At 73.6% G+C, this 19359-nt stretch carries 15 protein-coding genes; 9 read left to right on the top strand and 6 right to left on the bottom strand.

Annotated features, from left to right (window positions below; translation table 11 throughout):
• Both RIM90_RS12975 and RIM90_RS12970 read right to left on the bottom strand, forming a co-directional pair.
• Positions 1 to 746: YceI family protein (locus tag RIM90_RS12975; RefSeq protein WP_309060816.1), on the bottom strand; the 746-nt coding region annotated here is incomplete at its 3' end.
• 381 nt (positions 747 to 1127) lie between these two features.
• Positions 1128 to 1535, bottom strand: coding sequence for a RidA family protein (locus tag RIM90_RS12970; protein ID WP_309060815.1), 408 nt, complete (start codon positions 1533 to 1535; stop codon positions 1128 to 1130).
• Positions 1536 to 1675: 140 nt separating this feature from the next.
• On the opposite strand from RIM90_RS12970, the gene RIM90_RS12965 reads away from it, so the two are divergent.
• The 3 genes from RIM90_RS12965 (at position 1676) to RIM90_RS12955 (ending at position 6495) form a co-directional block, all read left to right on the top strand.
• A complete protein-coding gene (locus tag RIM90_RS12965) occupies positions 1676 to 1888 on the top strand; it encodes a hypothetical protein (protein WP_309060814.1) in 213 nt (70 codons plus the stop codon).
• A 113-nt stretch (positions 1889 to 2001) separates the two neighbouring features.
• Positions 2002 to 5376 carry a pyruvate carboxylase gene (locus tag RIM90_RS12960; RefSeq protein WP_309060813.1) on the top strand — a complete coding sequence of 1125 codons (3375 nt, stop codon included), beginning with the start codon at positions 2002 to 2004 and terminating at the stop codon, positions 5374 to 5376.
• Between the two features lie 312 nt (positions 5377 to 5688).
• On the top strand, positions 5689 to 6495 hold the full coding sequence (locus tag RIM90_RS12955) for a class I SAM-dependent methyltransferase (RefSeq protein ID WP_309060818.1): 807 nt from the start codon (positions 5689 to 5691) through the stop codon (positions 6493 to 6495).
• Here RIM90_RS12955 and RIM90_RS12950 read toward each other — a convergent pair.
• Entirely contained in the window at positions 6470 to 7033 is a 564-nt protein-coding gene (locus RIM90_RS12950) for a hemerythrin domain-containing protein (RefSeq protein ID WP_309060812.1), read from the bottom strand. The genes RIM90_RS12955 and RIM90_RS12950 overlap by 26 nt on opposite strands.
• A gap of 318 nt (positions 7034 to 7351) precedes the next feature.
• Positions 7352 to 11080: a WD40 repeat domain-containing protein gene (locus RIM90_RS12945; protein ID WP_309060811.1), complete on the bottom strand. Its 3729-nt coding sequence runs from the start codon at positions 11078 to 11080 to the stop codon at positions 7352 to 7354.
• Positions 11081 to 11434: 354 nt separating this feature from the next.
• Between RIM90_RS12945 and RIM90_RS12940 the strand changes: the two genes are divergently transcribed.
• The 5 genes from RIM90_RS12940 to RIM90_RS12920 all read left to right on the top strand — a co-directional run bounded on the left by RIM90_RS12940 (position 11435) and on the right by RIM90_RS12920 (position 15772).
• Entirely contained in the window at positions 11435 to 11836 is a 402-nt protein-coding gene (locus RIM90_RS12940; RefSeq protein WP_309060810.1) for a hypothetical protein, read from the top strand.
• Between the two features lie 39 nt (positions 11837 to 11875).
• A complete protein-coding gene (locus tag RIM90_RS12935) occupies positions 11876 to 13288 on the top strand; it encodes a hypothetical protein (RefSeq protein ID WP_309060809.1) in 1413 nt (470 codons plus the stop codon).
• A 5-nt stretch (positions 13289 to 13293) separates the two neighbouring features.
• A complete protein-coding gene (locus RIM90_RS12930; RefSeq protein ID WP_309060808.1) occupies positions 13294 to 13854 on the top strand; it encodes a hypothetical protein in 561 nt (186 codons plus the stop codon).
• Between the two features lie 145 nt (positions 13855 to 13999).
• A complete protein-coding gene (locus RIM90_RS12925) occupies positions 14000 to 14797 on the top strand; it encodes a VOC family protein (protein ID WP_309060807.1) in 798 nt (265 codons plus the stop codon).
• A gap of 234 nt (positions 14798 to 15031) precedes the next feature.
• Positions 15032 to 15772 (top strand): hypothetical protein, encoded by a 741-nt coding sequence (locus tag RIM90_RS12920; protein ID WP_309060806.1) that lies wholly within the window; start codon positions 15032 to 15034, stop codon positions 15770 to 15772.
• Between the two features lie 42 nt (positions 15773 to 15814).
• Here the strand turns inward: RIM90_RS12920 and RIM90_RS12915 are convergent, their stop codons facing one another.
• Both RIM90_RS12915 and cpt read right to left on the bottom strand, forming a co-directional pair.
• Entirely contained in the window at positions 15815 to 17023 is a 1209-nt protein-coding gene (locus tag RIM90_RS12915) for an MFS transporter (RefSeq protein WP_309060805.1), read from the bottom strand.
• Positions 17024 to 17146: 123 nt separating this feature from the next.
• Positions 17147 to 17668, bottom strand: a complete 522-nt coding sequence (gene cpt / locus RIM90_RS12910; RefSeq protein WP_309060804.1) for a chloramphenicol phosphotransferase CPT — start codon at positions 17666 to 17668, stop codon at positions 17147 to 17149.
• A gap of 570 nt (positions 17669 to 18238) precedes the next feature.
• On the opposite strand from cpt, the gene RIM90_RS12905 reads away from it, so the two are divergent.
• Complete coding sequence (locus RIM90_RS12905) at positions 18239 to 19111, top strand: trypsin-like serine protease (RefSeq protein WP_309060803.1); 873 nt, start codon at positions 18239 to 18241, stop codon at positions 19109 to 19111.
• Positions 19112 to 19359: the final 248 nt, after the last annotated feature.

The raw sequence follows: 19359 nt of genomic DNA, 5'->3' as shown, positions 1-19359 counted from the left end.
TCCTGCCCGTAACCGCCGTTCACCGTACCGAGGTACGTGGTGTCGAGGCCGACGGAGCGGCTGGTGCCGTGCATGGTGAGGGTGCCGTGCAGGGTCCACTTGGAGCCGCCGCGGTAGACGAAGCGCGTACTGGCGAAGTCGATGTACGGATAGCGCTCGACGTCCAGGAAGTCGGCGGAACGCAGGTGGTTGTCACGGGTCTTGTTGCCCGTGGTGATGCTGGAGGCGTCGATGCGCACCGAGACCTGGGAGTCGGCCATGTCCGGCGCGATGCGGATGCCTCCCTCGAAGCGGGTGAAGCGGCCGTGGACATGGGCCATGCCCACGTGCTTGGCGATGAAGCGGATCGCGGTGTGCGGCGGGTCGAACAACCAGGTGCCGGCCGGCGGAAGTTCCAGTTGGCGGGCGGACTCCAGCGCGATGCGGACCGGGGGAAGGGCCGCACCGGCGGTTATCTCGATGGTCTGGCGGGCGGGGGACAGGCCCTCGGCCACGGTCGACACGCTGTAGGTGCCCGGGGGCAGCGCCGCCGTGAAGAACCCGTACGGATCGGTGGTGCCGCGGGCCGCGACCCGGTGGCTGTCCAGCGCGGTCACCGTGACGTCGACCCCGCCCATGGGCTGCGCCATGGAGTCGACGACCTCACAGCCGAACGCTCCCGCACCGGGCGGCAGGGGGATCGTCAAGCCGGGCGCGGCATCGGAGGCACTGTGAGACCGCCGGCGCCGGAGCAGACCGAGGACCATGGTGTTCACCTTTCTTGACACGTGTCACCCTCGCGCGCCCGGCCTGTCCGTTGTGTTCGCGACCGCCAAGGACCGTCGGAAACAGGGAACGGATGCGAAGAGTGCGGTTCGCCGACGATCATAAAGGCGCCGGTGCGGAGCGTTTGCTCCCCGGTCGGGACCAGGTGCAACGCCCTTCCGGCGGGCAGGCCCTCGCTCCCCGGCGCGGCCACCGGTCGTGGCGTCGCACCCGGCCTCGATGCTTTGCATCTCCGCTGCGGCAAAGAACACCCGAAGTGCCACGCCATTTCCGCACGACTCCCGCGCCATTCCCGCACGGCTTTCGCGTCGTTCCCGCACGACTCGCACCCCGGGCCCCTCCGCCCCCTGCCCGGCCCGTGTTCAGTCGATGACCGCCGTGGCCTCGACCTCGACCAGATGCTCGGGCACGTCCAGTGCCGCGACGCCCAGCAGCGTGCCCGGCGCGACCGGGGTCACGCCCAGTTTCGCCGCCGCCCGGGCGATGCCCTCCAGGAGCAGGGGCATCTTGTCCGGGGTCCAGTCGACGACGTGGACGGTCAGTTTCGCCACGTCGTCGAAGGAGCCGCCGGCCTCGGCCAGGGCGGTGCCGACGTTGAGGTAGCACTGCTCCACCTGGGCGGCGAGATCGTCTTCGCCGACCGTGACCCCGTCGGCGTCCCAGGAGACCTGCCCGGCGACGAAGACCAGTCTCGACCCGGTCGCGATCGACACCTGGTGGTACGCGTCGATCTCCGGCAATCCGCTGGGATTCACCAGGGTGATGGCCATGCCGTCCCGCCTCCTCGGTCATGAGGGCCCGCCCGATGCGGACCCGATCCGTACGTGCTCTCTCGTGGTTACTCGAAAACCGTAGGAGAGTGAGCGCTGACGTGGAAGAACGCACTTCTCGGTGACCGAGGAACCTGACGGTGACCGAGCAGTCCACGGATGCGGACCTGACGCGCGCGGACCCGCCGGCGCGAGGGACCTTCTCGGACGTCGCCGGCAGGCGGGCGCGCCTGATCACCGAGGCGCTGGGGGAACGCACCCCGCGGGAGACGGTGCCCCGGATGCGCGACGGGACCCACCGGCACCTCGCGCACCTCGAGGCGTCCCGCCGCGCTTCTGCACCTGACCCCTGACGGCCGGTCCGCCCGCACCCGGCCCGGGCCGCGGGAGTGGCCCGGTTCACATGGCGTACCGGACGTGCCACCGACACGATGGTCTTCGTCACCGCCGGCTGAAGGGATCACGAATGTTCCGCAAGGTGCTGGTCGCCAACCGCGGTGAGATTGCGATCCGGGCGTTCCGCGCGAGCTACGAGCTGGGCGCCCGTACCGTCGCAGTCTTCCCGTACGAGGACCGCAACTCGCTGCACCGGCTGAAGGCCGACGAGGCTTACGAGATCGGACGGCCGGGACATCCGGTGCGGGCCTATCTCTCCGTCGAGGAGATCGTCCGTGCGGCACACCGCGCGGGAGCCGACGCCGTCTACCCGGGCTACGGATTCCTGTCCGAGAACCCCGAGCTGGCCCGGGCGTGCGAGGAGGCGGGCATCACGTTCGTCGGACCGGACGCCGGGATCCTGGAGCTGACCGGGAACAAGGCGCGCGCCGTGGCCGCCGCCCGGGAGGCGGGTGTGCCGGTCCTGGGCTCCTCGGCGCCCTCCACCGATGTGGACGAACTCCTCCGCGCCGCCGACGGCATCGGCTTCCCCGTGTTCGTCAAGGCGGTCGCGGGCGGCGGCGGCCGCGGGATGCGCCGGGTCGAGGACCCCGCTCAGCTGAGGGAGGCCATCGAGGCGGCGTCCCGGGAGGCGGCGTCCGCGTTCGGCGATCCCACCGTCTTCCTGGAGAAGGCCGTCGTCGAGCCCCGCCACATCGAGGTGCAGATCCTCGCCGACGGGCACGGCGACGTCCTTCACCTGTACGAGCGGGACTGCTCCGTACAGCGCCGCCACCAGAAGGTGATCGAACTCGCGCCCGCGCCCAACCTCGACCCGGCGCTGCGCGAGCGGATCTGCGCCGACGCCGTGCGGTTCGCCCGCCGGATCGGCTACCGCAACGCGGGCACCGTGGAATTCCTCCTCGACCGCGACGGCAACCACGTCTTCATCGAGATGAACCCGCGCATCCAGGTCGAGCACACGGTGACCGAGGAGGTCACCGACGTCGACCTCGTGCAGGCGCAGCTGCGCATCGCCGCCGGTGAGACGCTGGCCGACCTCGGCCTCGCCCAGGAGAGCGTCACCCTGCGCGGCGCCGCGCTGCAGTGCCGCATCACCACCGAGGACCCGGCCAACGGCTTCCGTCCGGACACCGGCCGGATCAGCGCCTACCGCTCACCCGGCGGCTCCGGCATCCGCCTGGACGGCGGTACCACCCACGCCGGTACGGAGATCAGCGCGCACTTCGACTCCATGCTGGTCAAACTGACCTGCCGGGGACGGGACTTCGCCACCGCGGTGGGCCGTGCCCGGCGCGCGGTGGCCGAGTTCCGCATCCGCGGCGTGGCCACCAACATCCCGTTCCTGCAAGCCGTCCTGGAGGACCCGGACTTCGCGGCCGGGCAGGTCACCACGTCGTTCATCGAGCAGCGCCCGCATCTGCTCACCGCACACCACTCCGCCGACCGCGGTACGAAGCTGCTGACCTACCTCGCCGACGTCACGGTGAACAAGCCGCACGGCGAGCGGCCCGACCTGGTCGACCCGCTGACCAAGCTGCCGCCGCTGCCCTCAGGTGAGCCGCCGGCCGGCTCCCGGCAGCGGCTCGCCGAACTCGGCCCCGAGGGCTTCGCCCGATGGCTGCGCGCCTCCCCGGCCCTCGGCGTCACCGACACCACCTTCCGCGACGCCCACCAGTCGCTGCTGGCCACCCGGGTCCGCACCAAGGACCTGCTCGCCGTGGCCCCGGTGGTGGCGCACACCCTGCCCGGGCTCCTCTCCCTGGAGTGCTGGGGCGGCGCCACGTACGACGTCGCCCTGCGCTTCCTCGCCGAGGACCCGTGGGAGCGCCTGGCCGCCCTGCGGGAAGCCGTACCGAACATCTGCCTGCAGATGCTGCTGCGCGGCCGCAACACCGTGGGCTACACCCCGTACCCGACGGAGGTGACCGACGCCTTCGTCCAGGAGGCGGCGGCCACCGGCATCGACGTCTTCCGCATCTTCGACGCGCTGAACGACGTCTCCCAGATGCGGCCCGCCATCGACGCCGTGCGCGAGACGGGAACGGCCGTCGCCGAGGTCGCCCTGTGCTACACCGCCGACCTGTCCGACCCGTCCGAGCGGCTCTACACCCTGGACTACTACCTGCGCCTGGCCGAGCAGATCGTCGAGGCGGGCGCCCACGTCCTGGCCGTCAAGGACATGGCCGGCCTGCTGCGGGCACCGGCGGCGGCGACGCTGGTGTCGGCCCTGCGCCGGGAGTTCGACCTGCCGGTCCACCTGCACACCCACGACACCGCCGGCGGCCAGCTCGCCACCTACCTCGCCGCGGTCCAGGCCGGGGCGGACGCGGTCGACGGGGCGGTGGCGTCCATGGCGGGCACCACCTCGCAGCCCTCCCTGTCGGCGATCGTGGCCGCCACCGATCACTCCGACCGGCCCACCGGGCTCGACCTCCAGGCCGTCGGCGACCTGGAGCCCTACTGGGAGAGCGTCCGCAAGGTCTACGCCCCCTTCGAGGCGGGCCTGGCCTCGCCGACCGGCCGCGTCTACCACCACGAGATCCCCGGCGGGCAGCTCTCCAACCTGCGCACCCAGGCGATCGCGCTCGGCCTCGGCGACCGCTTCGAGGAGATCGAGGCGATGTACGCCGCCGCCGACCGGATGCTCGGCCGCCTGGTGAAGGTCACCCCCTCGTCGAAGGTGGTCGGTGACCTGGCCCTCCACCTGGTGGGCGCGGGCGTCTCCCCGGCGGACTTCGAGGCGGAGCCCGACCGGTTCGACATCCCCGACTCCGTCATCGGCTTCCTGCGCGGCGAGTTGGGCACCCCGCCCGGCGGCTGGCCCGAGCCGTTCCGGAGCAGGGCACTGCGGGGCCGCGCCGAGCCCAGGCCTGTGCAGGAGCTGACCGCCGACGACCGCGCCGGGCTGGCGAAGGACCGCCGGGCGACCCTCAACCGGCTGCTGTTCCCCGGACCGACGCGCGAGTTCGAGACCCACCGGCAGACCTTCGGCGACACCAGCGTCCTGGACAGCAAGGACTTCTTCTACGGGCTGCGCCCCGGCAAGGAGTACGGCGTCGACCTCGACCCCGGTGTGCGACTGCTCATCGAACTCCAGGCCGTGGGCGACGCCGACGAGCGCGGTATGCGCACCGTGATGTCCACCCTGAACGGCCAGTTGCGGCCGATCCAGGTCCGCGACCGGGCGGCGGCCTCCGACGTGCCCGTCACGGAGAAGGCCGACCGGGCCAACCCCAACCACGTCGCGGCGCCCTTCGCCGGCGTGGTGACCCTCGCGGTCGCCGAGGGCGACGACGTGGAGGCCGGTGCCACGGTGGCCACCATCGAGGCGATGAAGATGGAAGCCGCGATCACCGCCCCGAAGTCCGGCACGGTCGCCAGGCTGGCCATCAACCGCATCCAGCAGGTGGAGGGCGGCGACCTCCTCGTGGAACTCGCCTGATCCTCCGGCCGGGGCGCGCACTCCGGTGCGCGCCCCGGCCGGCCGCACGCCCACGCCCCGGCAGACCGGCGCGTCGGTGCCGCACCCGGCCCGGACCGTCTGCGTCGGCGCCGAGGTGCCGGGCGGGCCATGTCGCCGGCCACGACCGGACGCGCTCCCTCGTCACTCGCCCGGTCGACCCGGTCTTCGCGCAGGCTCAGGACGTCCGCGACGAGACCGGCGCCGTCCGCCCGCGCTCCCCGGCACCGTGCCCTCGGAGCCCCGCGGATTTTCATTGGACACCACCTGGTCCCAGTGGCGAGTGCGGACGGCATGCAGCAGGAGAAGATCTGGGACGCCGACGCTGCCCAGCGCTATGACACGCCCGGATCCGGCATGTTCGCGCCCGAGATCCTGGAACCGACCGTGGACCGCCTCGCCCGGCTCGCGGGGGAGGGGGCGGCGCTCGAGTTCGCCATCGGCACCGGCCGGGTGGCCGTCCCGCTCGCCGGCCGAGGAGTCCCCGTCACCGGCATCGAGCTGTCACGGCCGATGGTGGAGCAACTGCGCACCAAGGCGGACGAGGCGACGATCCCCGTGATCATCGGCGACATGGCGACGACCGCCGCCCCCGGGGAGTACACCCTGGTCTACCTCGTCTACAACACGATCTCCAATCTGCTCACCCAGGCCGAGCAGGTCGAGTGCTTCCGCAACGCGGCCCGCCACCTCGGGCCCGGCGGCCGGTTCGTGGTCGAGCTCTGGGTGCCCGAGCTGCGGAAGCTCCCACCGGGCCGGACGGCCACCGTCTGGCACTGCGAGCCCGGCTACATCGGCCTGGACACCTACGACGTCCTGCGCCAGCACGTCGTGTCGCACCACTTCCGCTTCGACGAGACCGAGCGGGCTCGGCTGTTCCGCAGTCCTCACCGCTACATCTGGCCGGCCGAGCTCGACCTCATGGCCCAACTGGCCGGATTCGAACTGGAGACCAGGCACGCGGACTGGAACGGCGCGGCATTCACCGCCGAGTCGCGCTCTCACGTCTCCGTCTACCGCATCCCGCCCACCCCGGCGGCGACCCCCGGCGGGCAGCGCCGTGGCACCGGGGGAGTCAGCCCTGGCGGCCGCGGCCGGTGAGCATGTCGCGCACGCGGTCGACCATGCCTGCGCCGGGAGCCAGGAGCTTGTTCGCGGGCGGGGTGTCGGGAGCGGCCGGGTGGGGACGGGTCGGGGCGGTCTTCTTGGCCGAGCGGACCTTGTCCCCGAGGTCGTCCAGCAGCCCGGCGGGGCACGCGTCGGCCAGCAGGGGGAAAAGCCGGTCCTCCTCGTCCCGCACGTGCGAGGTGACCGCCGTCTTCAGCTGCGTGACGAGGGTGTCGAACCGGTCGTCGCCCGGAGTGCAGCTCTCCAGCTCCTTGAGCATCCGCTCGACTTCGGCGTGGTCGGCGATTTCCTTGTCGGCCAGGTCGTCGCCGTCGTCGACGTACCGGCGCACCGCCGGGTACAGGTGCGTTTCCTCGGCGACGGAGTGCCTCACGAGTTCGATGGTGAGCTGGTCGGCGACCTCCCGCTGCCTGTCGTCGCCGGAGGGGAGTGCCTGGATCTTCTCGAAGAGCGCGTCGACCTCGCGGTGGTCGGTGGTCAGTTCCTCGATCACGTTTCCGCCGTGTCCCATCACGTCTCCCGTTCCTTTCGAGCCTGGACGGCTGTGCTGCAGCGGATCTTCCGGGTATGCGTGGCGCCCAGCGCGATGCCGTCTCCCACCCGTTCCGCTCATGCGGCAGGGAGTCGCCGCTCGGAGGCGCTGCGCACCACTACAGCAGCGCTGCTCGCCGTGTGCATCGTCGGCAGGGCCCGTTTGAGTTGCGCCCGTGCGCCGACCGGCGCGAAGTCCGGTGCGGTCCCGCGCACCGGGTGATCCCGCAGGGGAACCGGTGCGGTCGGCTGACCCCGCGGACGCGGGACCGCCGGGCCGCAGGGGCGGGCCCGCCCGTCACGACGAGGTGCAGGTGGGCCGGAAGCGGAGCTGCGGCAGGAGGTCGCGCCACACGGCGCGGGTGAGGTCGCCCCCGGTGCGGGCGCAGATCCGGTCGACCGCCCGGTCCGCGTCGAGCGTCCACACTCGCGCCGTGAGGTCGTGGCTCGCGGAGGCGAGGGCACCACCGCCGGGGCTGAACGCGACGGAGGTGACCGTCTCCACATGGCCGCTGAGCTCGTGCCCGTAGGGCTCGGCCCCGGCGGGTTCCGCGACGTTCCACAGCCGCACCGTGCGGTCGTCGCTGCCGCTCGCCAGGGTGCGGCCGTCCGGGGAGAACGCCACCGACGTGACGCCGCCCCGGTGACCGGTCAGCTCCTGGCCGAGCGGCCGCACCCGGGCGGGCTCGGTGACGTCCCACAGCCGCACCGCGCGGTCCCGGCCGCCGGTGGCGAGGGTGTGGCCGTCGGGGGAGAACGCCACGGAGCCGACCGTGTCCGTGTGGGCGGTGAGCGGCCGGCCGAGCGGGCGGGCCGCGCCCGGGCCGCGCACGTCCCACACCCGCGCGGTCTTGTCCCCGCCGCCGGTGGCGAGGAGACGGCCGTCCGGGGAGAACGCCACCGAGGAGACGTCGTCCGCGTGGGCGGCCAGCGGTTCACCGACGGGCCGGGGCCCGGCCGGCGCGCGCACGTCCCACAGACGGGCCGTCCGGTCGCGGCCACCGGTGGCCAGGGTGCGGCCGTCCGGCGCGAAGGCGACGGTGAGCACGCCCCCCGGGTGCGCCCGCGGCAGCGTGCCGACGAGCACGGGCCGGGTCGGCGCGGAGACGTCCCACAGCCGTACGCTGCCGTCCTGCGCCCCGCCGGCGACGGTGCGGCCGTCCGGGGAGAACGCCACGGTCAGGACGGCGTCCTCGTGACCGGTGAGCGGTCGCTCCAGGAGGCGCGGTCGCCCCGGTCGCCGCACGTCCCACAGCCGGATCAGCGCGTCGCTGGTGCTGGCCGCGGCGAGCAGCCGTCCCTCGGGGCCGTAGGCCACGGAGGTGACGGGGTTGGTGAAGCCGGTGAGGACGGTTTCCGGCAGGTGCCAGAGGCGGACGCTGCGGTCGGCGCCGGTGCTGGCGAGGGTGCGGCCGTCCGGGGAGAACGCCACCTCCCACAGGCCCTCCGTGTGACCGGTCAGCGGTTCGCCGATCTGCTGCGGGTAGCGCGGGGCGGCCACGTTCCACAGCACCACCGTGTCGTCCTGTCCGGCCGTGGCGAGCGTGCGTCCGTCGGGGCCGAACGCCAGGGACCACACGGCGGCGGTGTGCGCGGTGAGCGGCTCGCCCAGCGGCTCGACGCGGCCCGCTCCGGAGACCTCCCACAGACGCACGGTCTCGTCGAAGGAGGCGGTGGCCAGGGTCCGGCCGTCCGGCGAGAAGGCGACCGCCCACACCGACGCGTCGTGCTCGCGCCGCGGCCCGCCGAGCGGGGTGAGGCCGTCGGCACCGGCCACCCGCCACATCCGTACGGACCCGGTGTAACCGGCCGTGGCGAGGGTGCGGCCGTCCGGCGCGAAGGCGACGGAACGGACACTGCGGTCGTCGGCCCGGACCGGTTCGCCCAGCGGCGACGGCCGGGCCCGGTCCCGCAGGTCCCACAGGCGGACGGTGCCGTCGTCGCCGGCGGTGGCGAGGGTGCGGCCGTCCGGGGAGAACACGACGGAGACCACCGGTTCCCCGGCGTGGCTCACCACGGGCCGGCCGACGGGGCGCGGCCGGCCGCGGTCGTGGACGTCCCACAGCTGGACACCGCCCCCGTGACCGGCCGCCACCAGCAGCCGGCCGTCGGGGGAGAACGCCACCGCGCCCACCGGTCCGGTCGCGGCGCGCAGCGGCCCGCCCAGCGGCCGGCCCGCGCGCTCTCCCGTCATGTCCCACAGCCGCACCGTACGGTCGTGGCCGCCGGCGGCAAGGGTGCGGCCGTCGGGCGAGAACGCCACGGAGCTGCCGAGCGCCGCGGGACCGGGCAGCCGTGTGGACAGCACGCGGCTCGCGTCGGTGATCAGCCGGGTGTGCAGATCGGGGGTGGACCGCATGCCGTGCGCGGCGACGTCGAGCCGGGCGGCCAGTGCGGCGCTCGTCGGGCGCAGCCGGTCGGCCTCCGCGGTGATCCGGCCGAAGAGGGCGTCGTCCCGTTCGGCCTGCGCCGCGGCACGCGCCCGCAGGGCGACGAGCGCGGTGCCCGACGCGACCAGCACCAGCAGGGCGAGCGCGGCCGACAACCCGCGCCGCAGCCACACCGCGCGGTTGCGCCGACGGATCGAGGCGGTGAGGAACTCCTGCTCCGGGAGGGTGAGTTCCGTGTCCCGGCGGTCCTGCGGGAAGGCGTCGCGTGCGGCGGTGAGGCGTGAGCCGGCGTAGAGCGCGGCGTTCTCCCGGCCCAGCGCCAGCCAGGTACGGGACGCCTCGGAGAGCGCGCGGTGCACGCGCAGCCGGTCCCGTTCGGCGTCGATCCAGCCGCGCAGCCGGGGCCAGGCCGTGATGAGGGCCTCGTGGGCCAGCTCGACGGTGCCGTCGTCGAACGTGAGCAGGCGGGCGCGGACCAGCCGTTCCAGCACGGCACGGGTGCCGTCGGGGTCGCCGAAGCCGAGTTCGGCGTGCTCGGCGGGCCGCCGCGTGTCGGGCGTACCGTCGCCGGGAGCGACCAGGCGCAGCAGGATCCGGCGCGTCAGATCGGCCTGGTGCGTCGTGAGTTCGCCGTACAGTTGTTCCGCGGTACGGACGACGGCGCCGTGCAGCCCTCCGGCCGCCTCGTACGCGGACTCGGTGAGGGCCCGGCCGGTGCGGTGGCGCCAGGTCTCCAGCAGCGCGTGCGACATCAGCGGCAGAGCGCCCGGCGCATCCTCGACCTCGTCGAGGAGCCGTGTGGTCAGGGCGCGTTCGACGGTCACACCGGCCACGGCGGCCGGACGGACCACGGCCTCGCGCAGCTCCTGCCGCGTCATCGGTCCGACGAGCAGCGTCGCGTCCTGCAACGCGGCGGCGAGGCCCGGGTGTTCGGCGCACCGCCCGAGGAAGTCGGCGCGTACGGCGACCACCACGCGCAGCCGGCTGCCGGGGGCGTCGGCCGCGAGGAGCCGGCCGACGAAGGCGTCCCGCTGCGCGGGATCCGTGCAGAGGGTGTACAACTCCTCGAACTGGTCGACGATCAGCCAGGTGTCCGCAGGGGTGTCCGGCACCGGGGCCAGCCGGCCGCCGTGGGTGCGCAGCGGATCCGCGCCCGGAGTCAGGACGCGGACCGCCGCGGGCGCCTCGCCACCGCTGACCGGATCGCGCAGCCGAGGGATGAGTCCGGCCCGCAGCAGCGAGGACTTGCCGCTGCCGGACGGGCCGAAGACGGCGGTGAACCGGCGCCGCCGGGCCAGTTCGGTCAGCCGGTCCACCAGCCGCTCACGCCCGAAGAACAGCCCGGCGTCGTCCGGTTCGTACCGTGTCAGGCCCCGGTACGGCGGCCGGGCGTCGGTGTCGGTGGCGAGGGACGCCACCTCGGCGGAGGCCTCCCGCCAGCGCCGCTCCCATTCCTGCGGGTCTCCGCCGCAGACCTCGACGTAGGCCAGGGTCACCGCGAGCGTGGGCAGTTGTCTGCCGGCCGCCGCCTGGGAGAGGGCGGTCACGGAGAAGGGGACCTGCTGCGCCATCGTCCGGTAGGTCGGACGCCCCACCGACTCGCGCAGGGCACGGAGTTCCGCGGCGAACCGCTGCACCGGTCCGGCCCCCGGATCCAGACTCCGCTCCCGCCGTCCCACCCCTCGTCCCGTCACCCGTACCGCCCCACTGGTCGCTCCTCGTATCCGTTCAGGCGCCCACCGTAGGGAACCGCGGGAAGCGACGGCAAGCGGAACGGATGGGCCGGCCGCGCCGTTCGCGCATTGTTCAGGACCGCGTCCGGGCTGCTGAACAACGCCGGACGGCGGTGGAATTGCGTATCGGGGGAGCCCACGGGCGGCGCGGTGCCCGTGTCCGTCACGGACCGCGCCGCCCCGCGGGCGTGCACCCGGGGCCCCCGCCCACGGAGAAACCCCGGAGCCCCGGGGAGACACCACGGAGGAAGAGAGCCGATGACCACCGACGATGCCCGTCGTCCGGGAAGCGTGACCCTGGCCGTGTTCCTGATCGTCCTGGGGACGCTCATCGCAGCGGTCGCAGCCGGGACCGATCCGCAGATGCAGGCGCAGACATTGATGTCCGCTCTGTGGCTGGCCTGTGTCTGGTTCGCGGTCCGGGCCGGCCGCGGGCGGCGGACCGCGCGCACCACGGTCGCCTGTCTGACCGTCCTGACCCTGCTGATCGCGGTGCCGTTCGCTCTCGTCGACCCGCTGTACGGCGGCCTGACACTCCTCGTCGCCGCCGTTCTCGCGATCCCCGGACTGTTCCTGCTGTACGCGCCCGCGGCCGAGGCGTTCGTGCGCGCCAGGACACCCGGTCTGCCGTCCGGGCACCGGCTGCCGGACGAGCGGTGACGCGGCCACCGGTACGACGCACACGACAAGGGGGACAGCATGACCTGCCCGCCGCGCCCCACCGGGCCGGACGACGAACCGCCCACCCCGCCTCCGTCCCCGGAGGCGTCCGATGTCCTGGCGGTCGCCGTCGGCAACGCCTCGCTGCTCGGGGTGGGCTATCTGCTGATGGGCCGGCCCGTGCTGTTCTGGGCCGCCGCGATGGTCACCGTCCCGCTGCTCTGGATGACGGTCTCGGTCGCCGAGACGTGGTGCGAGCTCCTGCTGCTGCTGTGGTGGGCGGCGGTCGTCGCGCACGGGTGGCTGCTGGCCCGGCGGCGGCAGGGCGGTCCCCGGCTCGGGCGACGTCTCCTCGCGCTCGGCCTCACCGTCCCGGTGCTGCTGGCCGCAGGGCTGCTGCGGCTCGACGCCCACGGGATCGAGGACGACGTCACCGAGGCGCGCGAGGGCGGAGACTGCGAGGCGGTGACCTCGGCGCAGGACAGGGTGCGGTTCGGGCACCGGATCGCCGCCGCCCCGGTGGCCGCACGCGGCGACGCGGTCGTCGATGCCTGTGAACGCCTGGGGCGGGCCGAACACGAGCTGACCACCGGGCTGAACGGCGACCTCGGCGGACTGGACTCGGGCTTCCGGCTGCTCGCCTCGGTCCTGGAGGACCCCGGCAACGAGAAGACGGTCCGAGCGTCCCTGGACCGCTTCCTCGGCCGCCTGCCCACCGAGAACGCCTGCGACACCGTGCGGATCACGGACTGGCTGCGCGCGAGGAAGACCGGCCGGAACATCCTGGACCGCTCCTTTGACACCGCGTCCCGGCTCGCCCCCGCCGCGCTGGTCGGCTGCGGTGACGACCTCGCGGACACGCAGTCGTGGCCGCAGGCGCGGGCCCGCTACGAGCGGCTGCTGGAGGAGTACCCCGACGACGGCCACGCGGACCGGGCCCGCAAGGGCATCAGGAAGGCCGTGCTGGCTCTGGAACTGGAGCACGTCGAAGAGCTGGTGCGGGCGACGAACGGCATGACCAGCGGGTACTGCGCGAAGCCGGCGAAATACACCGGGGCCCCCGCCCGCCGCAAGGGCACCAACCGCGCCCTGTTCCTCGGGGACGACGAGTACACGGGCAAGCTCCCCGGCGGATGGCGCACCACCGACCCGGAGAAGGCCGCGCTGGTGGTGTGCGCGGGACCGCCCGGCTTCGGGAGCGCCGTCGAGACGTGTCCCTACCGGAACGACGAGACCCGGGAGATCACGAACGTCACGTTCCGCAAGGTCGAGGTCCCGGTGAAGGTCTACGAACTCCGCACCGGCGAGCGCCTGGCGAACCGCAAGGTGCAGATCGACGGCTCGAGCTGCCCGACGCTCTTCCTCACGTACGGCGGCGTCCCCTCGGACAAGTACGTCACGCCCTCCGATGCCGACGTCCGTGACGCGTTCTCCTCCGTCGTCGGGCGGTGAGGCACATGGACACGGCGCTCCCGCCCGTTCTGCGCGGCGCGCTCGCGGCCGCCCTGGTCTCCTCGGTCGTGTGCGTCGGCGCCGGGTGCGGCGGTGACGCAGGCGGCGCCAGGGGCCCCCGCCCGGCGCCGCCCTCGTCCGCACCCGCGGTGCCCCCGTCCACCCCGGCGGCTTTGTCCCCGCCGGAACCGGACACGACACCCACGGACGCCGCGGTCAGCCCGGTCGGCTCGTGGCGGGTGAGCGGGATCAGCTCCTCCGTCGCGCTCTTCGGCCTCACGGTCAAGGGGAACGGCAGGGTCACCACCATCGGGCGCCCGGGCCGGGGGGCACGGGTGTCGGGAACCGACCTGTGTTTCGGGAAGCTGGCCGGCGGCGGCACCGGCAGGGTGTCCATCAAGTGCGTCGACACCGAAGACCTCGGGCCGGGACGAGCGGACGTCGAGAAGTTCACCGGCAGGACCGTCACGTACCGGAACCCGGCGGACGGTACCGAGACGCTCCTCGTCACGTGGCAGGACGGGACGCGGGACTTCTTCACGAGGACGGCCGTCGACCGCCGGTGACGGCCGACGGCGCGCGGTCGGCGAATCGGCCGTCTGCGCCGCGAGTTCCCCGCGGAGTTCCGCCGCCCGGACGGCGGACCGGCGGGCGAGTGTCAGTGGCAGGTGTCACGCTGGGGTCACAACGGATCTGCGAAAGGACAGCGCGGTGATCACCACTGACTTCGCCCCCGGTTCCCCCTGCTGGCTCGACCTGGGTGCCCCCGACGTCCGGGCCGCCGCGGCCTTCTACGGCGCGGTGCTGGGCTGGGACTACGAGCCCATGGGGGAGGGGGAGGACGTGGAAGGCGGGATGTTCCGCAAGGACGGGAAGATCGTCGCCGGACTCGGCAGGCTCACCGAGGAGGGAGCGCGTTCGGCCTGGATGATCTACTACAACGTCACCGACGCGGACACCACGACCCAGGCTGTGGAGCGCGCGGGCGGCACCGTGCGCGTACCGCCGACGGACCTCGACGCATGGGGCCGGATGGCACAGTACAGCGACCCGCTGGGAGGCCAGTTCGCCGTCTGGCAGCCGGGGGACACCAAGGGCGTCGACCTGGTGGACGAGCCGGGCTCGCTGTCCTGGACCGAGCTGTACACGAGCGACGCGGCGGCGGCCAAGGAGTTCTACGGCGGTGTCTTCGGCTGGCAGTTCAGCGACATGGAGCTGCCGGGCGGTGGCGGCACCTACTCCCTCATCACCCCCGCGGGGCTGCCCGAGGAGCGCATGCACGGCGGCCTCATGGAGGTCCGGAAGGAGGACCTCGCCCTCGCGAACGGGCGGCCGTTCTGGCACCCGGTCTTCGCCGTCCCCGACTGCGACGCCGCGGTCGCCGAGGTCACCGAGAACGGCGGACGGGTGCTGATGGGGCCGGAGGACGCGGAGGGCGTCGGCCGGCTGGCCGTCTGCCTCGATCCGTCCGACGCGGATTTCGTGGTGCTCACCCCGGCCCAGAGCTGAGACCCGTCGGATCACGCCGGTGCAGGGCGGCCCCGAGGCGGCGGACGGAGTCGGTCGCCCTCAGGACCAGCACACCGCCCTGCACGCCGGTCCCGCCGGGCGGACCGCGGCGAAGACCTCCGCGACCTCCGCCACCTTCTCCTCGCGGGGCACCGGGCCGCCCGCCGTGCGCGCCGATGTCCGAGGCCGTCCGTACGCTCGTACCCGCACCCCACGGAACGAGGAAGGACGACGATGACCGTCACCGCGCAGGACGCGATCGAGGCACTGCGGGAGCTGGAGCGGCGCCTGCCGGACCTGTTCACGGTCGAGCCCGGGGCCACGGACGCCGAGCTGACCGAGGCGGAGCCCACGCTGCCCGATGACATACGTGCCCTGCTGCGTGGCGTGACCGCCGTCCGGATAGCCGGGGACGACCACCTCCACCTCGCCCCCCGGCTCACCCGGGTCGAACGCCAGTGGATGTGGGGGCCGGGCGAGGAGGTCCGGGTGATTCTCTCCCTCGCGACCGGTGACCACTTCTTCGTCGACGTACACCCCGGAACCGGTGCGTGGGGCGCCGTGTTCTCCCAGTCCGCGGACTTCTTCAGCACCTATGCCTACTGCGCCCGCTCCCTCCCGGATTTCCTCGTCGACTACGCGCGCGACGCCCTGGCCCTCGCGGACCGGGTCGAGGCCGAACCGGACGCGTACGACCGGGACGAGGAGGGGTTCGGCATCCGGTTCCCCTGCGAGTCGGTGTGGGACGGGAGCGTGGAGGTCTCCGGGACCCCCGTCGCCGAGCTGCGCGGCACGGACGACCCCGATCTGGCCGCGGTGACGGCCGGTCTCCCGGACGAGGCGTCCCTCGTCGACCTGCGCACGCTGGAGCCACCCGTGCTGATGAGGCTGAGACCGACGGGCGGGAGGTACGAGGAGTTCGTGCGCCTCGGCCCGCAGCGGCAGTTCGCCGTGGCCGTCCCCGAAGGCGCCTGAGGGGGCGGCCACGATCCGGCGAAGCCTCCGCGCGGTCGCCGCTCAGCGTCGCCGGGGTTGCAGCACCCCGGCGAGCAGGAGGACGAGCAGTCCGGCGAGGGGCACCACCAGCAGGCCCAGCCGGAGGCTGGTGGCGTCGGCGACGAGCCCGACGACGGGCGGGGAGAGCAGGAAGCCCAGACGCATGAGCCAGGAGACGATCGTCAGTCCCGATCCGGGTTTGAGGCCGGGCAGTTCGTCGGCCTCGTGCATGGCCGCGGGCACCAGGGTCGCCACTCCCAGCCCGGCGGCGGCGAAACCGAGGATCGTCCCGGGCACGGTGGGCACGGCCAGCGCCAGGCCCATGCCGGCCGCGGCGACGAGCCCGCCGGCGCGGGCCACCGCGCGCTGGCCGAACCGGTCGACGAGCCGGTCGCCGAGGAGGCGGCCGACGAACTGGGCGCCGACCAGGGCGATGTAGCCGGTGGCCGCGAGCGTCACCGACGCGTTGAGCGAATCGGAGAGGTAGAGCGCGGCCCAGGAGTTGCCCGCGTCCTCGACGAGCGTGCCGGCCGTGGCGATGAGGACGAGCGCGGCCAGCACGTACCCGGTGCGCAGGGCTGCCGTCGGCCGCTGCCGCCGCGGCTCCCGGTCGTCGGCGTCCGTTCCCTCCCCGGCCGGCTCGGTGTCGGGGCCGGGCAGGCAGAACCGCAGGGCGACGCAGGCGGCGATCGCGAACACCACCGCCGAGATCAGCAGGTGCTCTCCCCGGGACAGGCCGAGCGCGATCGCGGCGGCGGCCATGGAGCCCCCGGTGACGGCGCCGATGGACCAGATGGCGTGGAGGGAGTTGATGATGGAGCGTCCGTAACGGCGCTGCACCCGCAGACCGTGGGCGTTCTGCGCGACATCGGTGATCGCGTCCATCGCCCCGGCCAGGAACAAGGATGCCGCGAACACCAGCACCGATTCGGCCAGACCGGCGGCCAGGACCCCGACACCGGTCAGCAGGGTGCCGGCCACCGCCACGCGCGCCGACCCCAGCCGGCGGACGAGCACCCCGGCCGCCAGGCCGGCCGCGACGGCACCCGTCGGGAACGCCGCGACGGCCAGCCCGTAGGCGGCGTTCCCGATGCCGAGATCCGCCTTGATCTGCGGATAGCGCGGCAGGAGGTTGGCGAACAGGGCTCCGTTGGTGAAGAAGAGCACGGCGACGGCCGCGCGGGCCTGCCGTTCGGCCGGGGCAGGCCGGCGCAGTACGTCAACAGTCATGACCGGGAGCCTATAGCGGGAGCGTACGAACGTACACTCGCTGCCCGGCTCGTCCTGCGCGCGGACCTGTCACGCACCGCGGCCCCACCGCGGCCGTCGTGCGCGCGACCGGCGATCCGGTGATCAGCCGACGCGGGCGGCGATGGTTCGCGCGCACAGCAGGGACTCGGTGTGCGTCGTGTCCACCTCCAGGTCGTAGAGCACTCCCTCGTGAACCACATCCGCCTGCGACGCGGCCATCCCCTGGACGCGGTCTCCTCGCGCGATCTCGCGGCCTGCGGCGACCTCGCTCTCACACCTGACGCCGACCCACAACACGGACAGCCCGCCCAGCGCCTTCCGCCACCGCTGCTGGGACGCCGCTCCGCCCAGGAAGACGTCGTCGACGATGACCCTGGCGCCCGCACGGGCCATTGCCGCGATGCCCTCCGTCCAGGCCGCCTCCAGTGCCCGGAAGTCCGCCCCGACGCTCACCCCGCCGTCCGCGGCGAACGTGATCCCCTCGCCCGACGCCCGCATCCCCGCCGGCAGGGCGTCGACGAACGAGTCGCACCCGAACGCCAGCCACGGATCCGGCAGCACGGCCTGCAGGCACCGTACGATCCCGGACTTCCCCGAGCTGGAACCACCGTTGAGAATGATCATCCGAGTCGTCACCGTGCCACAGTAGGGCGCGTCCCACCCGACACGAAACGGATTTCGGCGGGTACGGTCCGTGCCGCCGCTCCGTCAGGGAGCACTCGCTGCACCTGCTGCGCCGCCGTGTCCACCAGGCGGTGTCGGGGGCCGTGTCCTCGCCCTCGCCGGAGCAGGTCGGGCGACGGCACCCGCCTGCGTCGCCTCGGCCTCGCCACGGCGGGCGATCCCCTCGACGACCCGCACGCCGCCGCAGCGGACCGCTCCCGCGACGCCTTCGGCCGCCTGTTCCCGGCCGGCACGGACCACTTCGCCCGGGCCTGGCTCGCCGCCGCCGTCTACACCGGCGCGGCCGAACCGGCGCTGTGCGCCCACGCAGGGGGAGCCGCCGCGACCGAGGTGTCCTCTCCGGGCCCCCTCCTGCGCCCCCGGGCCGGAACCCGACCCGTACGACTCCTGGCGTGGAGGTGAAGCACGGGCACCTCGGGCGGTGGTCTTGCCGCAGACGATCACAGACGCTTCAATGCACCCACCCCCACAGGAGGAACGCCCGGTCCACACCCAGCGAAGGGGTTCTCCTTGACCGCCGTACGTGCCACCGCCGTCACCGCAGCGGCCTGCGCCGCCGTGCTCGCCACCGCGCTGCCCTCGTCCGCGATCAACTCGTACAACGCGACACCCGCCCCCGAACGCACCGAGGTCGGCGCCCTCGTGGCCACCTGGGACGACGACGGCGATCCGGCGACCCCGGACCGGGTCGACTGGGTCTGCTCCGGCACGATGATCGACGCGGACACCTTCCTGACGGCCGCCCACTGCACCACCGACTGGCCGGACAACGTGCGGTTCCACGTCTCGCTCGACCAGGACGTGCAGGCAGGACTGGACGCCGCGGCGAAGAAGTACCCGGGCGACCCCGCCGCCCAGGCGAGCGCCGTCGCCGTCCGGGGCACGGCCCACAGCCACCCCGGCTACCCGGGCCCCGCCTCCGACACCCGCGACATCGCGGTCGTCGAACTGCCCGCCGCGAAGATGGAGGCACGCTGGTCCTTCACCCCGGCCACCCTGCCGACCGCGAACCAGCTCGGGGCGCTCGGACCGCGGAAGCTGAACTCCACCGACTGGGTGGTCGCCGGGTACGGCACCCAGGAGGCCGTGAACGGCCCGGGCGGCCAGACCCACCCCGGCGGCGGCGTCCGCATGAAGGCACCGGTGACCTTCGACGCCCTCAACGACGCCTGGGTGCGCCTCGCCATGACCGCGCCCCAGGGCAACGGCGGTGCCTGTTACGGCGATTCGGGCGGCCCCAACTTCACCGTCCTCGGCGGCAAGCGGATCCTCGCGGCGACGACCGTCACCGGTGACAGCCCGTGCTACGCCACCAACGTCACCTACCGACTGGACACTCCGGGGGCACGGGCCTTCCTGTCCCCGTTCGTGCAGCTGCCGTGACCCTCGCACTCCCGAGGACCGGATCGTGCGGGTGGCGGGCCCCGTGGTCCCGCCACCGGCACGACCGGCACCGTGCGGTGCTCCGGCTCGCCGGCTCGGCCGGCATGCGCCCTGCCTTCACGAGGTGGTGCACCGGATCCGAACCGCCGACGGACGGTGTGACCGGCAGGCTCAGGGTGAGCGGCGCGGGCTCGGCACCGGCCGCCGGGAACCGGCACACGGCGCCCCCGCCGGTGAGCGGGTACCGG

Source organism: Streptomyces sp. (assembly GCF_031181555.1).
GTDB lineage: Bacteria > Actinomycetota > Actinomycetes > Streptomycetales > Streptomycetaceae > Streptomyces > Streptomyces fimbriatus.
Note: the sequence above shows the minus strand (reverse complement) of the source record. Positions and strands in the feature narration are given on the sequence as shown.

What these genes read in the sequence shown, in the direction of transcription:
- RIM90_RS12940 (WP_309060810.1), top strand. Translation starts at nt 11,435, where the DNA reads ATGACCACCGACGATGCCCGTCGTCCGGGAAGCGTGACCCTGGCCGTG.
- cpt (WP_309060804.1), bottom strand. Translation starts at nt 17,668, where the DNA reads ATGATCATTCTCAACGGTGGTTCCAGCTCGGGGAAGTCCGGGATCGTA.
- RIM90_RS12920 (WP_309060806.1), top strand. Translation starts at nt 15,032, where the DNA reads ATGACCGTCACCGCGCAGGACGCGATCGAGGCACTGCGGGAGCTGGAG.
- RIM90_RS12935 (WP_309060809.1), top strand. Translation starts at nt 11,876, where the DNA reads ATGACCTGCCCGCCGCGCCCCACCGGGCCGGACGACGAACCGCCCACC.
- RIM90_RS12955 (WP_309060818.1), top strand. Translation starts at nt 5,689, where the DNA reads ATGCAGCAGGAGAAGATCTGGGACGCCGACGCTGCCCAGCGCTATGAC.
- RIM90_RS12950 (WP_309060812.1), bottom strand. Translation starts at nt 7,033, where the DNA reads ATGGGACACGGCGGAAACGTGATCGAGGAACTGACCACCGACCACCGC.
- RIM90_RS12915 (WP_309060805.1), bottom strand. Translation starts at nt 17,023, where the DNA reads ATGACTGTTGACGTACTGCGCCGGCCTGCCCCGGCCGAACGGCAGGCC.
- RIM90_RS12970 (WP_309060815.1), bottom strand. Translation starts at nt 1,535, where the DNA reads ATGGCCATCACCCTGGTGAATCCCAGCGGATTGCCGGAGATCGACGCG.
- RIM90_RS12960 (WP_309060813.1), top strand. Translation starts at nt 2,002, where the DNA reads ATGTTCCGCAAGGTGCTGGTCGCCAACCGCGGTGAGATTGCGATCCGG.
- RIM90_RS12930 (WP_309060808.1), top strand. Translation starts at nt 13,294, where the DNA reads ATGGACACGGCGCTCCCGCCCGTTCTGCGCGGCGCGCTCGCGGCCGCC.